Below are 13,221 nucleotides of genomic sequence, written 5' to 3'. Positions count from 1 at the left end.
AGGGTCTCTACTCTTGATTTAAAGGAAATAGGAGGATAGTGTCAATGACGGATGTGGATAAAGTAGCAGTTGAATAGTCGTTAATATGACTAATGTTGTTGACAGATGGGAGCTCATTAAACTATTGACAAATTAACGAAAACTTCATTACTCACGTATACTTTCATAAAATATTGGGGAAATTTATCTTGTTACCTAAGCATTTTGATTGAAAGCATCATCCAACTTTGGTAATCTTAAGTAGAGAGTCATGAAGAATCATTCTAAAATTATAATTATATAAATAGAGGGATAATTCGGAAGGCTCAAATTATGTACATAGGAGGAATTTAAAATGGCATTTGAATTACCACAATTACCTTATGCGTATGACGCACTAGAACCAAATATTGACAAAGAAACAATGAATATTCACCACACTAAACACCATAACACATATGTGACAAATCTTAATAATGCATTAGAAGGAAATGAAGAACTTCTTTCTAAATCAGTAGAAGAAGTTATTTCAAATCTTGATGCAGTTCCTGAAGCAGCTCGTACAGCTGTACGTAATAATGGTGGCGGACATGCAAACCACTCTTTATTCTGGCAAGTAATTTCTCCAAATGGAGGAGGCGCTCCAACAGGTGCATTGGCTGAGGCAATCAATGGTAAATTTGGAAGCTTCGATAGCTTCAAAGAAGAATTTGCTAAAGCAGCTACTACACGTTTTGGTTCTGGTTGGGCATGGCTTTCAGTTAACAATGGCGAGCTTGAAGTGTCAAGCACACCAAATCAAGATTCACCACTAATGGAAGGCAAAACACCATTATTAGGCTTAGACGTTTGGGAGCATGCTTACTATTTAAATTATCAAAACCGTCGTCCTGAGTACATTGCATCTTTCTGGAATGTTGTAAACTGGGATGAAGTTTCTAAGCGTTACGACGCTGCGAAATAAGAATAGATAAATTGGAAAACACGACAAGACAGTACTTGTCGTGTTTTTTCATATACTGATGCTATCGCATTTACGCTTCCATTAAATGGAAAGGGGGGTCTCGTCAGTTTGTAGAGTGAATGCTCATATGTATGATGGAGCGAATAATAGTCCTGCGCTTTTCTAATGGATTCCTAAAAAACTGAATAAGTGATTTCGTTTTGTTGGAAACTACCCTTTATAACCAAAGGGGAGTTTTTTTTATGAGTAAAGTTAGAAAATTGATCGGAGATGTTGATTTAACAAAGGATCTTGGGCTATTACTAATCATTGGAGGGCTCTATTCATTAAGTGTGGCATTGTCCAATACATTTGTGAATATTTATCTTTGGAAGCAGTCAGGTGAATTTAAGGATTTAGGCTTATATAATCTAGCGATTGTGATTACGCAGCCACTTACCTTTATCTTAGCAGGCAGGTGGGCAAAGAAAGTGGATCGAGTAATTGTCCTCCGTATTGGCGTCATATTTTTGGCTGCCTTTTATGTGACGGTATTGGCGATAGGGACAAATGCTTCCACATATTTACTGCTATTAGGTGTTTTACTAGGTGTTGGTTATGGCTTTTATTGGCTTGCATTTAATGTGCTTACATTTGAAATTACAGAGCCTGAAAATAGAGATTTCTTTAATGGGTTCCTTGGTATCTTATCGTCTATAGGAGGAATGATTGGCCCAATTACTGCTGGTTTCATCATATCAAGAATGGAAAAGTTTACAGGTTATTCGATTATTTTTGGTATTTCACTTGGGCTCTTTACATTAGCTGTCTTTTTAAGCTTTTTTATAAAAAGAAGACCTGCAAGCGGGAAATATTGTTTTCGAAGAATTATATCGGAAAGAAAATACAATATGAATTGGCGGCTTATTACAAATGCCCATTTTTTCCAAGGGATGCGTGAGGGAACGTTTGCTTTTATCATTTCCGTGTTTGTTTTTATTTCTACTGGCAGTGAAATGGCTTTAGGGACTTTCGGATTAGTGAATTCAGGCGTTTCATTTATTACATACTATACAGTATCTAGGTTGTTAAAAGAGAATCAGCGAAAAAAAGCCATTTTAATTGGTGGGGTCATTTTGTATGCATCCATTTTTCTGATCATTTTTAATTTGACCTATCCGAAATTGCTTCTATATGCAGGTGTTATTGCGATCGCGTATCCTTTATTATTAGTCCCATATATTTCGATGACATATGATGTGATCGGTAAAGGCTGGAAAGCAGCTGAAATGAGAATTGAATATATAGTCGTTCGTGAATTGTTCTTAAATATGGGCAGGGCGTTTTCGATTATTTGCTTCTTAGGGGTAGTCATCTTTTTTAATGAAGAAAGAGGCATTCCTATCTTGCTGCTTTGTTTAGGCATGGGGCATTTAATTATTTATTTCTTTATTAGGAAAGTTCAGCTGCCTAATTAATTGGTCTTTTCAATAGGTTATCATAGAAATATTTCTCTGTTTCCTTTAGAATGGAATGGGTTGACTATGTTTTTTCCATAAAGGATGTGAAATATAAATTGAAACAAAAAAAGAAAAAGAAGAAGTCCCATGTTCCATTTCGGTTGAACATCCTTTTCTTCATTGTATTTGTTTTGTTTTCGGTATTAATTCTTAGGCTTGGCTTTGTGCAAATTGTCTATGGAGATGATTACCGTCGAGAAATTGAGCGTACAGAAGACATTACTGTAAATAACCCTGTCCCACGCGGCAAAATGATCGATAGGACGGGTAAAATTATTGTTGACAATACACCACAGAATGCCATTACATATACAAATAGTGGTGCAAAGCAGGATGAAATGCTTAAAATTGCAGCTAGATTGGCTGTGCTCATTGAAAAAGATACCGATAAAGTGCAGGAAAGAGATAAGAAGGATTATTGGATTATTAATAATTTAGAACGTGCAGATGAAAAGGTAACTGAAAAGGAAATAGATAAATTAAAAGAAAAGCTAGAAGGTAAAGAGTTAGATAAGGAAATCTATCGATTAAAGCTTGAGCGAATTACTGAGGAAGAGCTAAATGAGCTAACAGATTTTGACCTTGAAGTGCTTGCTATTTATCGTGATTTCTCAAGCGGTTACGCATTGACTCCACAAATCGTAAAAAATAAAGATGTAACAGATGAGGAATTTGCGATTGTAAGTGAGAACTTGCAGCTGCTTCCAGGAGTAGATACGACGACCGACTGGGAAAGATATTATACATTTGGTGACACATTAAAGTCTGTGCTGGGGAGTGTTTCAGATGATGGACTTCCAGCTGAACAACTTGATTATTATTTAGCTCGGGACTACAGCCGGAATGATCGAGTAGGGAAAAGTCAAATTGAGAAGCAGTATGAAGATGTTCTGCATGGACAAAAAGCGAAAGTGAAGAATGTGACGGATAAGGGTGGAAAAGTCTTGGAGACGATTCCGATCTCAGAAGGGAAAAGAGGAAAGGATCTCGTTCTTAGCATTGATATGGATTTTCAAATAGCAAATGAGAAGATCATTGAAGAGGAATTATTAGCAGCAAAGTCAATTGGCGGGACCAGCTTACTTGATCGTGCATATGTTGTAGCTATGGATCCTTGGACAGGTGAAATTTTATCAATGGCAGGGAAGCGAATTGTCAAAAAAGAAAATGGGGAAAGAGTCATCATTGATGATGCCCTTGGAAATATTCAAACAACCTATAATGTAGGATCCACAGTTAAAGGGGCTACGATTATGGCTGGATTTAACGCAGGCGCGATTAGCCCTGGTGACACATATCTTGATACACCTGTTAAAATTAAAGGCACTCAACCAAAGAAATCATGGAGAAGCGGTCTAGGCGTAATGAATGATATAACTGCACTTCAATACTCCTCAAACGTTTATATGTTCCAGACAGCGATAAATATTGGTGGAGGGACATATCAATACGATCGGCCATTGCGATTAGATGATGAGGGATTTGATATCATTCGTGATTCCTTTGCGCAATTTGGTTTAGGAATAAAAACAGGAATTGATCTTCCAAATGAACAATCTGGTTTTAAAGGTTCAGGAATAAAGCCAGGTTTTATGCTTGACTTAGCGATTGGACAATATGATACGTATTCGAATATGCAGCTAGCGCAATACGTGTCGACCATTGCAAATGGCGGAAATCGGATGGAGCCTCATATTGTTAAAGAAATCCGAGAGCCTTTAATGGAAAATGGCGAGATTGGTCCTATTATTCAGGAGATTGCGCCAAAGGTATTGAATCAGATTGAAGGAAAAGAAGAATGGCTTGGTCGTGTTCAAGAGGGGTTCCGAAAAGTTACCCAGGAACCAGGAGGTACAGCCTATTCCAGCTTTGGTGCAAAAGGAAAGGATTATAAATCAGCTGGCAAAACTGGTACAGCCCAAGCATCATACGATGGACCAGAACGGAGTAAGTTTGGAAAGATACCACCTGAAGTGATAAATTTAAGCTATGTCGGGTATGCACCTTATGATAATCCGGAAATTGCTATTTCCATCATAGTTCCTTGGGCGTATCAAGGTGGAAAAGGGCATTATGCGAATCGGATGATTGCTGAACGGGTGATGGATACGTACTTTGAACTAAAAAAACAAAGACAGCAAGGAACTGATGATGCAAGTACATCTGAAGAAAATACAGCAGACACAAAAGAAAATGAAGAAATAGAATAATAGTAAAAGAGCCTAAGACCTGTTTCCAATTATGGAGCAGGTCTTTTATTTAGGCTCTTTTCTAAAAGATTGTTGTTTTTAAATCAAATGTTAGAATGAATAGTTTACTAAATAGATCGGTTGATTGGAGCGGAAGATGCGAGATCTTCGAAAATGCTGTCGCATTTCCTTCGTGTGGCGGGGATTCTAAGGAGCCAACTATAATGTCCTGCTTTAGATGCGTAGGACAGCTGGACTTACGCAGGAGCGAATGCTCCGAGGAGGCTCAAGCGGACTACCCCGCGGAAAGGGAGCACACGTGCGCGGAAATCAACCTTTACTAAAATTATGTGTAAAATAACAGCAATGTTAGCGAAAACAATCTTTATTTACCCTGCAGGACCCTTTCAATTCTAGTATTCTAAGAAATTTACATAAGCTTTACATTGAATTCATACTGGATTAACTCTTTCGCTTTATTCTATACATGTAGGACAAATCAACCAATTTCTTAGGGGGAATAAAGAAATGAAAAGCTTTAAGTACTTAGCACTATCAACAATGATTGGAGCAGTACTAGCATTCACTGCTGCTTGTGGCGCAACTGAAGAAGAAGGAACAACAAGTAGTTCCCAAACAGCTGGAAATAATACAGAACAGCAAGCTAGTGATGAAGATAAGCAGCTTCAAGGCGAAATAAATATTGATGGTTCTTCTACTGTGTACCCAATTATGGAAGCAATTGTCGAGGAGTTCGGAATGACTCAGCCTGGTGTAAAAGTGTCTGTCGCTTCTTCTGGAACTGGTGGCGGATTTAAAGCATTCATTGCCGGAAGTACTGATTTTAGTAATGCTTCCCGCCCTATTAAAGATGAAGAAAAGGCGCAATTAGAAGAAGTTGGGCTTGACTATACAGAATTTAAATTAGCAAATGACGGTCTTTCAGTCGTTATTCATAAAGATAATGATTGGGTTGATTATCTAACAGTTGAAGAATTAAAGCAAATTTGGGTTGAAGATGGAAATGCAAAGAAATGGTCTGATATTCGTGCAGATTGGCCAGATGAAGAAATCAAATTTTATTCACCAGGAACGGATTCAGGAACGTTTGATTACTTTAATGAAGTCATTTTAGAGGATGCACAAATTGTTGAAAGTGCAACACTTTCAGAGGATGACAATGTATTAGTACAAGGGGTTACTGGTGATGTAAATGCAATTGGTTATTTCGGTTATGCCTACTATGCTGAGAATAAAGATAAATTGAAAGTTGTTCCAATCGATGGTGGCAATGGCGCTGTTGAGCCAACGAATGAAACGGTTGAAAGCGGAGAATACGCACCACTATCCCGCCCGCTTTTCACATATGTAAAAAATGAATCAGTAAAGAACGAAGAAGTATACGAGTTTCTTAAATATACATTAGAAAATGCTGCCGTCCTGTCTGAAGATGTTGGGTATGTAAGACTAACAGATGAAGAATATGAGGAAGCGCTGAAAGTACTAGAGGGGTTAAAGTAAGGAAACGCTTATTTCTTTAATAAAGATGGGAAGTGCATAAATTGTACTTCTCATCTTCCTTTGCTACATCGCCTGAAAGGGGTTTTCATTTTGGCTTTACAAAAGTCTTCAAATACATTTTCTATTCAAGAAATGATTCGGGAGAAAAAAAATAAAAAAGCGAAAAAGCTGCAAATTGAAAAAATTGTGCCGTTTTTATTATTGCTCACAGCAATCGTATCTGTTTTAACTACGATTGGAATTGTTTTCACTTTAATTGCTGAAACATTTACTTTTTTTACAAAAGTGTCGATCACTGAATTTTTAACTGCACAAAAATGGTACCCTTTCTCAGAAACAAATGGAGCATTTGGGATTCTTCCACTAATTTCTGGAACGTTAAAAGTCTCGATTATTGCTGCAATTGTTGCGATACCGATTGGACTCGCATCAGCCATATTTTTGAGTGAATACGCAACTGACAGAACTCGCAGAACGATTAAACCGATTCTAGAAGTACTAGCAGGCATTCCGACAATTGTATATGGTTTCTTTGCTTTAACCTTTGTTACTCCGATCTTAAGAGAAGTGATTCCTTCCCTTGAAATTTTTAATGCATTAAGTCCCGGTATTGTAATTGGGATTATGATTACACCGATGATTGCTTCTCTATCAGAGGATGCAATGTCAAGTGTACCAAATTCAATGCGCGAGGGTGCACTTGCACTAGGAGCAACAAAATTTGAAGTGGCTATAAAGGTTGTTTTGCCAGCTGCCATTTCAGGAATTATTGCTTCCATCGTATTAGCGATTTCGCGGGCAATAGGTGAAACGATGATTGTAGCTGTTGCAGGAGGCTCCACACCAAATTTAAACTGGGATGTTACGGGCTCCATTCAAACAATGACTGCTTATATCGTTCAAGTCAGTCAAGGGGATGCAGGATATGGGACGACGATTTATTACAGCATTTATGCGGTAGGATTTACATTGTTCTTATTCACATTAATCATGAACCTGCTTGCCCAATTTATTTCTCGTCGTTTCAGGGAGGAATACTAAATGAAATTAATTGATCATGCTAAGGTACTAAAGCAAATGAAATCTAGAAAAGCGTCGAATATCTTTTTTAAGCTATTATTCATGGCAGCAACAACATTTGGCTTACTAGTCTTAGGAATTTTATTATATCGGGTAATCACTCAAGGAATTGGCTATCTTGATTTTCAATTTTTGCAAAATCTTCCTTCGCGAAAACCAGAACAAGCAGGTGTTAAAACGGCTCTAATCGGTACAATATGGTTAATGGGAGTTGTTGCACCTGTTACGTTGCTTCTAGGTGTAGGCACAGCGATCTATTTAGAGGAATATGCAAGGAAAAATCGATTTACAAGGTTTATTCAAGTGAATATTTCTAATCTTGCAGGAGTACCTTCGATTGTTTTTGGTTTATTAGGCTTAACCGTGTTTGTTCGGGCTTTAGCGCTTGGAACAAGTATTTTAGCAGCTGGTTTTACAATGAGCTTGCTTGTTCTTCCGATCATTATTGTTGCTTCTCAAGAAGCAATCAAGGCAGTGCCAAAGGAATTAAGAGAAGCGTCATTTGGAATGGGAGCGACGAAATGGCAGACGATCTTGAATGTTGTACTTCCGGCAGCAATACCAGGGATATTAACAGGTGGTATCCTTGCATTGTCAAGGGCAATCGGTGAAACAGCGCCATTAGTTGTACTTGGTTTGCCATTATTTCTTGCTTTTTTGCCAAAGTCTGTATTTGATATGTTTACAGTATTGCCGATGCAAATTTATAACTGGACTGGTCGTCCACAAGAGGAATTTCAGGGAGTGGCAGCAGCAGGGATCATTGTGTTACTAACAATGTTAATTATTATGAATTCTATTGCTGTTTATATCCGAAATAAGTTTCAAAAACGTTACTAAGTCCAGGACCTTAATTTTGAAGGAGGAATGTATGGATGAATGCGACAATTGTAAAACCAACGATAGAGGCAGTGATGAATCATAATAATAGCAAGCAATCGGCAAAAGCTATTGTCTATAAAACAAGTGGGTTGAATTTATGGTATGGTGAGAATCATGCATTGAAAGAAATTAATTTAGATATTCATGAAAATGAGGTTACAGCAATCATTGGTCCATCAGGCTGTGGGAAATCAACATATATAAAGACATTGAATCGCATGATTGAATTAGTGCCAAGTGTAAAAACATCCGGGACAATCGAATATCGCGGAAGAAATATTTTTAATAAATCATATAGTGTGGAAGAGCTCCGGACAAGGGTGGGGATGGTCTTTCAAAAGCCTAATCCCTTTCCTAAATCAATTTATGAGAATGTAACGTACGGTCCTAAGATTCATGGCATAAAAGATAAAAGAATACTCGATCAAATTGTGGAGGAAAGCTTAAAAGGGGCTGCGATTTGGGATGAAGTAAAGGATCGTTTGAATGAGAATGCATTTGGTCTTTCAGGTGGACAGCAGCAACGCTTATGTATTGCCCGATGCTTAGCAGTAGAACCAGATGTAATCTTAATGGATGAACCGACTTCTGCCCTTGACCCAATCTCTACATTAAAGGTAGAAGAACTCGTCCAGGAATTAAAGAAGGATTTCAGTATTATTATTGTTACTCACAATATGCAGCAGGCTGCACGTATTTCAGATAAAACAGCATTCTTCTTAAATGGGGAAGTGATTGAGTTTACGAATACAGACAAGATTTTCTCCACACCTTTAGATAAACGAACAGAAGATTATATCACTGGCCGCTTTGGATAAAAATATATATAGGTGGAAAAGTTCATTCAATTCTATCATTTTCCAAGATATTGGTGATATACTGCGTAATAAGTGAAAGATGTATTGAATTAGGAGGAACCATTCATGATGTCTGTACGAGAAAAATTTGATGGCGATTTAATTGAATTACAAAATAAATTGCTTGAAATTGGCCGTTTTACTGAAGAGGCATTAACAAAATCAATTATTGCTTTAGAAACGCAAAATGTTGAACTTGCACTTGAAATAATGGATGATGATACACATGCAGATTTAATGTACGAGGAGATTAATGATTTTGCAATCCTGTTAATTGCAAAGCAAGCACCAGTTGCAATCGATCTTCGGAGAATTATTGTTGCAATAAAAATTGCAACAGATATAGAAAGAATTGCTGATTTTGCTGTGAATATTGCCAAAGCAACGATTCGAATTGGCAATGAACCACTTGTAAAACCAATTGTTCATATTAAAGAAATGCATAAAATCACCCTTGAAATGTTGAAATTATCATTAGAGGCATTTAGCGATGAAGATGTAGAAAAAGCAAGAAATGTAGCGTTAATGGATGATGAAGTAGATGATTTATATGGACAAATCATTCGTGATTTATTGCAAATTAATATGCAGAATACAGAATTTACAGCTCAAATTACACAGCTTTCTTTTGTGTGCCGCTTCTTAGAGCGGGCTGCCGATCACGTAACAAATATTTCAGAACATATTCTTTATCTTGTAAAAGGCAGACAATATGATTTAAATAATCATTAATAAAAAAAGCTAAAGGAGATTGATTCAGTCTCCTTTAGCTTTTTGTTATAAGTTTTGCTATTTCTTTATAACTCATTTCTGAAGTTAGATTAAATGATCCAAGTTGAATTTTAGTGCTGTAGCCATGTTCCTCAAGATATGTTTCAAATTGTGTGGAATCATCAATAATTTGTTTTTCAGCAAGAAGAGTCGCAATATCATGTGAATACATGCCGCTATTAATTTCAAGCTGATAAGAAATCACCTTGTTTACAGAAGGAACTTCTTCTGGCTCTTGCAGGCTGTCTTGAGCAGATTTTTCCATCTTTTCATGTTCAGTAATTGTTTTTTTCATTTGTTCATATTCAGCAGTTGATAAAACAGTGAAACCCTTTTCCTCTAAAAACTTTTTTGCCTTTTCATTTGATATGTCATTGGCAGGTTTCTTTTCGATTTGAAAAAAGAAACCACCTATAATACAAACTGCAACAAAAATTCCAAATGCGAAGGCACGAGTATTTCTTTTATTCATATTTTTGTCCTGCCAATCATTTCACTTATAATAGCCTCTACTTCAGTGATTGTTAATGAAGATTGTCGCGCAGCTTGTTCAACTGTATGGCCTTGCTGGATTAATGCCCATACTTGATTTTTAATGATTTCATGTATGTCTTTTTTCTCATTTGTGTAGGCGGGCTGCTGAGGAAAAGAAGGCTGTAATCCATCATCGCTTATAAGTAGTTCTTCCTCAAGTACCTTTAATTTCTTCTTAATCAAATACATATCTTGAATTTGCTGCATCGAGAGTTGATCGATTTCTTCACGAATCGTTTTGTAGGGATCTTTCAAAAATAGTGAAATAATAAAAAGCAGGATTGAAAAGCAAAGTAAGCTAATCATTACATATTCCAAAGAAAACACCTCAATTTAATGTAATTACCAAATGACTAATATTATATATGCTGAGGCTATTTTATCATTATTGTCGACAAAATTCGATGGGGTTCGTAAAATCTGGAAAAATGAAGTGATTTTTGTCGTTTAGTATTTGAGATACGACAATTTCCGTTCATTGTTAGACATTCATTTCGATGCTAACATTATAAGTAATAAAAAGAGATCTATATTGCATATCTTTATATTTTGCCCTTTCATACTGAAGCAGGATGAGGTGTCATGAAAAAAAAGCAAATTGAAAACTTTTCAAATTGGGACAAGCACGTAAGTACGTATACCTATTATGAGAATAACCCTTATTCTATATGTGAACAAAATATTCATTTAGACAATTCCTTTATTTATAGGGTCAGGAATTCATATGTGAAAACGAATGCTAATCTTGCAGGCCAAGACGATGAGTTTTCGATCCTTCTCCTAGCATGGGAATATCCGCCACATCTGATTGGTGGGTTGGCTAAGCATGTTTATGGGCTTGCTCATGGGCTACAAAGGCAAGGGTGCAGGGTATATGTAATTACGGCAAATCCAGGTGATTTGGAAGTGTTTGAAGAAGATGAAAGTATTCAAGTCTATCGTGTGGAATCAGTCCATGCAGAAGCTAAAGATTTCTTAGTATGGATTAATGGTCTAAATATGGCTATGATTCAAAAGGCAATAGAGCTGTCTTATCAATACGATTTCAAAGTCATTCATGCCCATGATTGGCTTGTTGGTGATAGTGCAGTAATACTAAAGTCCATTCTCTCTATTCCTCTAATAAGTACGATTCATGCTACTGAGTTCGGCCGCAACAATGGAATCCACACAGAGCTGCAAAAACATATTCATGAAAAAGAGCACCAATTAATATCTAATTCTGATCAAATCATTATTTGTAGTCGATCAATGAAAGAAGAGTTAATGAACGTTTTTACAATCAAAGGAACGCAACTATCCATCATTCCGAATGGAATTGAGAAAGTTCAAATAGCAAAACATTGTAAAGCCCTATCAAATATGCCATTACAACCAAACAGACAGTTCATTTTATCTATTGGTCGGATTGTTAAGGAAAAAGGATTTGACACATTGATCGAGGCCGCAATACGTATGCGTGATACGTATCCAGAAGTGTATTTTATTATTGCTGGGAAAGGCCCGATGCTTGATGAATATAAGAAACAAGTAGAGTTATTGAATTTGACGGATTACGTATTTTTTGTCGGATTCATAACTGAAGAAGTGAAAAATAATCTCCTTGATGCTTGTACAATGGCCGTCTTTCCAAGTAAGTATGAACCATTCGGCATTGTTGCCCTTGAAGCAATGAGAGCAGGTATTCCGACAATTGTTTCGAAAGTTGGCGGATTAACCGAAATAATTTCTCACTTAAATACAGGTTTATTTATGTTGCCTGGTGATGCTGGTAGTTTTATTGAACAGGCTAGCTTTTTATTTGAAAACGAACAGGATGCAAAAAGGATTGCACAGAATGGAAAATCCTACGTTGAAAAGAATTTTAGTTGGGATACGATTGCACTCAAAACAATAAAAGTTATGGAATCAATAATTAATCATCAGAAAAAATTAGATCATCAATCAATGCTGAGGTGAAATGGTCATGAAAACAGAAGTGTGTATGGAAACACAGTTTTCTGGAGAAATTGAACAAATAACTAAATCAGAAATGAAAATGATTCCCGGAGTATGGGTGAATGGAAAAACATATTGGATGAAGCGGGGGATGGATGCTCTTGTACTTGATGAAGGAATTACTTTACAATTGACAGAAGAAAACATTCATCATAATACGCGGATATTTGTTGTAAAGGTAACAAACCATTTCCGTCGATCAATTAAAGTGAAACTCCTCCTTCAACATCGATGCTGTCAATGGGATTACAATCATCTTTCATTTATCTCCCCTTTAGAAGATGTTGTTTTCCATTTAGCGAATGATTCTGTTCATTTGGTTAATGGAGTTGGTAATTGTAGGAATGCGAAGAAAATATGTACAGTACTTCCGTTATGGAATATTTATAAAGATCAAATCTGGAAATCTTCTCAATCTGGTACGGTTCAATATTGTCCTCTGGCTAATGGCAACGCAGTTAGCTTATTATTATACGACCTAAATTTTGTTGATAAAGGCTCTTTTGAAGGGAAATCTTGGATTATAAGTGGAGAGAATGAAGTAGAGTTAGTAAAAATAAACGAATCACTTTTAAAAACAGACTAGCATTTCATTTTAAAAAGTGATATTATAGAAAAGTCGTATGAACGAACTAGTCATCAATAGTTTGGAGGGAAATTACATGCGTGTGAATATTACGTTAGCTTGCACAGAATGTGGAGATCGTAACTATATTTCTAAAAAAAATAAACGAAACAATCCAGATCGTCTTGAGCTTAAAAAATACTGCCCAAGAGAAAAGCGTTCTACTACACATCGTGAGACAAAATAAGCAGTGGGGTGATTCCTACTGCTTTTTTTGTTGATTAAAAAAAGAAAAGCGAAGGCGACTGTTTAGACCCGACAAGCATAAGGAAGGCTGGATGGAAGGTTGTTCTTTAACCTTCAAGCCAGCCAGCCTTATGAC

At 36.6% G+C, this 13,221-nt stretch carries 13 protein-coding genes; 11 read left to right on the top strand and 2 right to left on the bottom strand.

All coding sequences use genetic code 11. The features are described 5' to 3' along the window. Nucleotides 1-334 precede the first annotated feature (334 nt). The 8 genes from J2Z40_RS10815 (at nucleotide 335) to phoU (ending at nucleotide 9,703) form a co-directional block, all read left to right on the top strand. Nucleotides 335-943 (top strand): superoxide dismutase, encoded by a 609-nt coding sequence (locus J2Z40_RS10815; RefSeq protein WP_066395979.1) that lies wholly within the window; start codon nucleotides 335-337, stop codon nucleotides 941-943. A gap of 242 nt (nucleotides 944-1,185) precedes the next feature. Next, complete coding sequence (locus J2Z40_RS10810) at nucleotides 1,186-2,400, top strand: MFS transporter (protein ID WP_066395977.1); 1,215 nt, start codon at nucleotides 1,186-1,188, stop codon at nucleotides 2,398-2,400. Nucleotides 2,401-2,450: 50 nt separating this feature from the next. After that, nucleotides 2,451-4,652, top strand: a complete 2,202-nt coding sequence (locus J2Z40_RS10805) for a peptidoglycan D,D-transpeptidase FtsI family protein (RefSeq protein ID WP_066395975.1) — start codon at nucleotides 2,451-2,453, stop codon at nucleotides 4,650-4,652. Between the two features lie 507 nt (nucleotides 4,653-5,159). Beyond that, the gene (locus J2Z40_RS10800) at nucleotides 5,160-6,152 is read left to right on the top strand and encodes a PstS family phosphate ABC transporter substrate-binding protein (RefSeq protein WP_066395974.1); all 993 of its coding nucleotides are present in this window, start codon (nucleotides 5,160-5,162) and stop codon (nucleotides 6,150-6,152) included. Nucleotides 6,153-6,284: 132 nt separating this feature from the next. Further along, nucleotides 6,285-7,193 carry a phosphate ABC transporter permease subunit PstC gene (gene pstC, locus J2Z40_RS10795; protein WP_083954014.1) on the top strand — a complete coding sequence of 303 codons (909 nt, stop codon included), beginning with the start codon at nucleotides 6,285-6,287 and terminating at the stop codon, nucleotides 7,191-7,193. Then, nucleotides 7,194-8,072, top strand: coding sequence for a phosphate ABC transporter permease PstA (gene pstA / locus J2Z40_RS10790; RefSeq protein WP_066395968.1), 879 nt, complete (start codon nucleotides 7,194-7,196; stop codon nucleotides 8,070-8,072). It begins immediately after the preceding gene. Nucleotides 8,073-8,146: 74 nt separating this feature from the next. Next, nucleotides 8,147-8,932 carry a phosphate ABC transporter ATP-binding protein PstB gene (gene pstB, locus J2Z40_RS10785; RefSeq protein WP_281064468.1) on the top strand — a complete coding sequence of 262 codons (786 nt, stop codon included), beginning with the start codon at nucleotides 8,147-8,149 and terminating at the stop codon, nucleotides 8,930-8,932. A 108-nt stretch (nucleotides 8,933-9,040) separates the two neighbouring features. After that, nucleotides 9,041-9,703, top strand: a complete 663-nt coding sequence (phoU, locus tag J2Z40_RS10780; RefSeq protein ID WP_180316807.1) for a phosphate signaling complex protein PhoU — start codon at nucleotides 9,041-9,043, stop codon at nucleotides 9,701-9,703. 34 nt (nucleotides 9,704-9,737) lie between these two features. Here the strand turns inward: phoU and J2Z40_RS19790 are convergent, their stop codons facing one another. Together J2Z40_RS19790 and J2Z40_RS10770 are read right to left on the bottom strand one after the other, a co-directional pair. Then, a complete protein-coding gene (locus J2Z40_RS19790) occupies nucleotides 9,738-10,214 on the bottom strand; it encodes an endolytic transglycosylase MltG (protein ID WP_066395962.1) in 477 nt (158 codons plus the stop codon). Continuing rightward, complete coding sequence (locus tag J2Z40_RS10770; RefSeq protein ID WP_083953926.1) at nucleotides 10,211-10,594, bottom strand: hypothetical protein; 384 nt, start codon at nucleotides 10,592-10,594, stop codon at nucleotides 10,211-10,213. Before J2Z40_RS10770 ends, J2Z40_RS19790 begins: the two co-directional genes overlap by 4 nt. Nucleotides 10,595-10,858: 264 nt before the next feature. Between J2Z40_RS10770 and J2Z40_RS10765 the strand changes: the two genes are divergently transcribed. The 3 genes from J2Z40_RS10765 to rpmG all read left to right on the top strand — a co-directional run bounded on the left by J2Z40_RS10765 (nucleotide 10,859) and on the right by rpmG (nucleotide 13,086). Beyond that, a complete protein-coding gene (locus J2Z40_RS10765) occupies nucleotides 10,859-12,235 on the top strand; it encodes a glycosyltransferase family 4 protein (protein WP_083953925.1) in 1,377 nt (458 codons plus the stop codon). Between the two features lie 7 nt (nucleotides 12,236-12,242). Then, nucleotides 12,243-12,860 (top strand): hypothetical protein, encoded by a 618-nt coding sequence (locus J2Z40_RS10760; RefSeq protein WP_066395960.1) that lies wholly within the window; start codon nucleotides 12,243-12,245, stop codon nucleotides 12,858-12,860. 76 nt (nucleotides 12,861-12,936) lie between these two features. After that, entirely contained in the window at nucleotides 12,937-13,086 is a 150-nt protein-coding gene (gene rpmG / locus J2Z40_RS10755) for a 50S ribosomal protein L33 (RefSeq protein WP_057771568.1), read from the top strand. Nucleotides 13,087-13,221 lie beyond the last annotated feature (135 nt).

It is taken from the genome of Cytobacillus eiseniae (assembly GCF_017874625.1).
In the GTDB taxonomy this organism is placed as follows: Bacteria; Bacillota; Bacilli; order Bacillales; family Cytobacillaceae; genus Cytobacillus; species Cytobacillus eiseniae.
This window is presented reverse-complemented; position numbering and strand designations above follow the sequence as displayed.

Bases quoted from the DNA above. Each gene is read 5' to 3' on its own strand.
- J2Z40_RS10815 (WP_066395979.1), top strand. From the start codon at position 335: ATGGCATTTGAATTACCACAATTACCTTATGCGTATGACGCACTAGAA.
- J2Z40_RS10760 (WP_066395960.1), top strand. From the start codon at position 12,243: ATGAAAACAGAAGTGTGTATGGAAACACAGTTTTCTGGAGAAATTGAA.
- pstC (WP_083954014.1), top strand. From the start codon at position 6,285: ATGATTCGGGAGAAAAAAAATAAAAAAGCGAAAAAGCTGCAAATTGAA.
- pstB (WP_281064468.1), top strand. From the start codon at position 8,147: ATGAATCATAATAATAGCAAGCAATCGGCAAAAGCTATTGTCTATAAA.
- J2Z40_RS10765 (WP_083953925.1), top strand. From the start codon at position 10,859: ATGAAAAAAAAGCAAATTGAAAACTTTTCAAATTGGGACAAGCACGTA.
- J2Z40_RS19790 (WP_066395962.1), bottom strand. From the start codon at position 10,214: ATGAATAAAAGAAATACTCGTGCCTTCGCATTTGGAATTTTTGTTGCA.
- rpmG (WP_057771568.1), top strand. From the start codon at position 12,937: ATGCGTGTGAATATTACGTTAGCTTGCACAGAATGTGGAGATCGTAAC.
- J2Z40_RS10805 (WP_066395975.1), top strand. From the start codon at position 2,451: ATGGAATGGGTTGACTATGTTTTTTCCATAAAGGATGTGAAATATAAA.
- pstA (WP_066395968.1), top strand. From the start codon at position 7,194: ATGAAATTAATTGATCATGCTAAGGTACTAAAGCAAATGAAATCTAGA.
- J2Z40_RS10810 (WP_066395977.1), top strand. From the start codon at position 1,186: ATGAGTAAAGTTAGAAAATTGATCGGAGATGTTGATTTAACAAAGGAT.
- J2Z40_RS10800 (WP_066395974.1), top strand. From the start codon at position 5,160: ATGAAAAGCTTTAAGTACTTAGCACTATCAACAATGATTGGAGCAGTA.
- phoU (WP_180316807.1), top strand. From the start codon at position 9,041: ATGTCTGTACGAGAAAAATTTGATGGCGATTTAATTGAATTACAAAAT.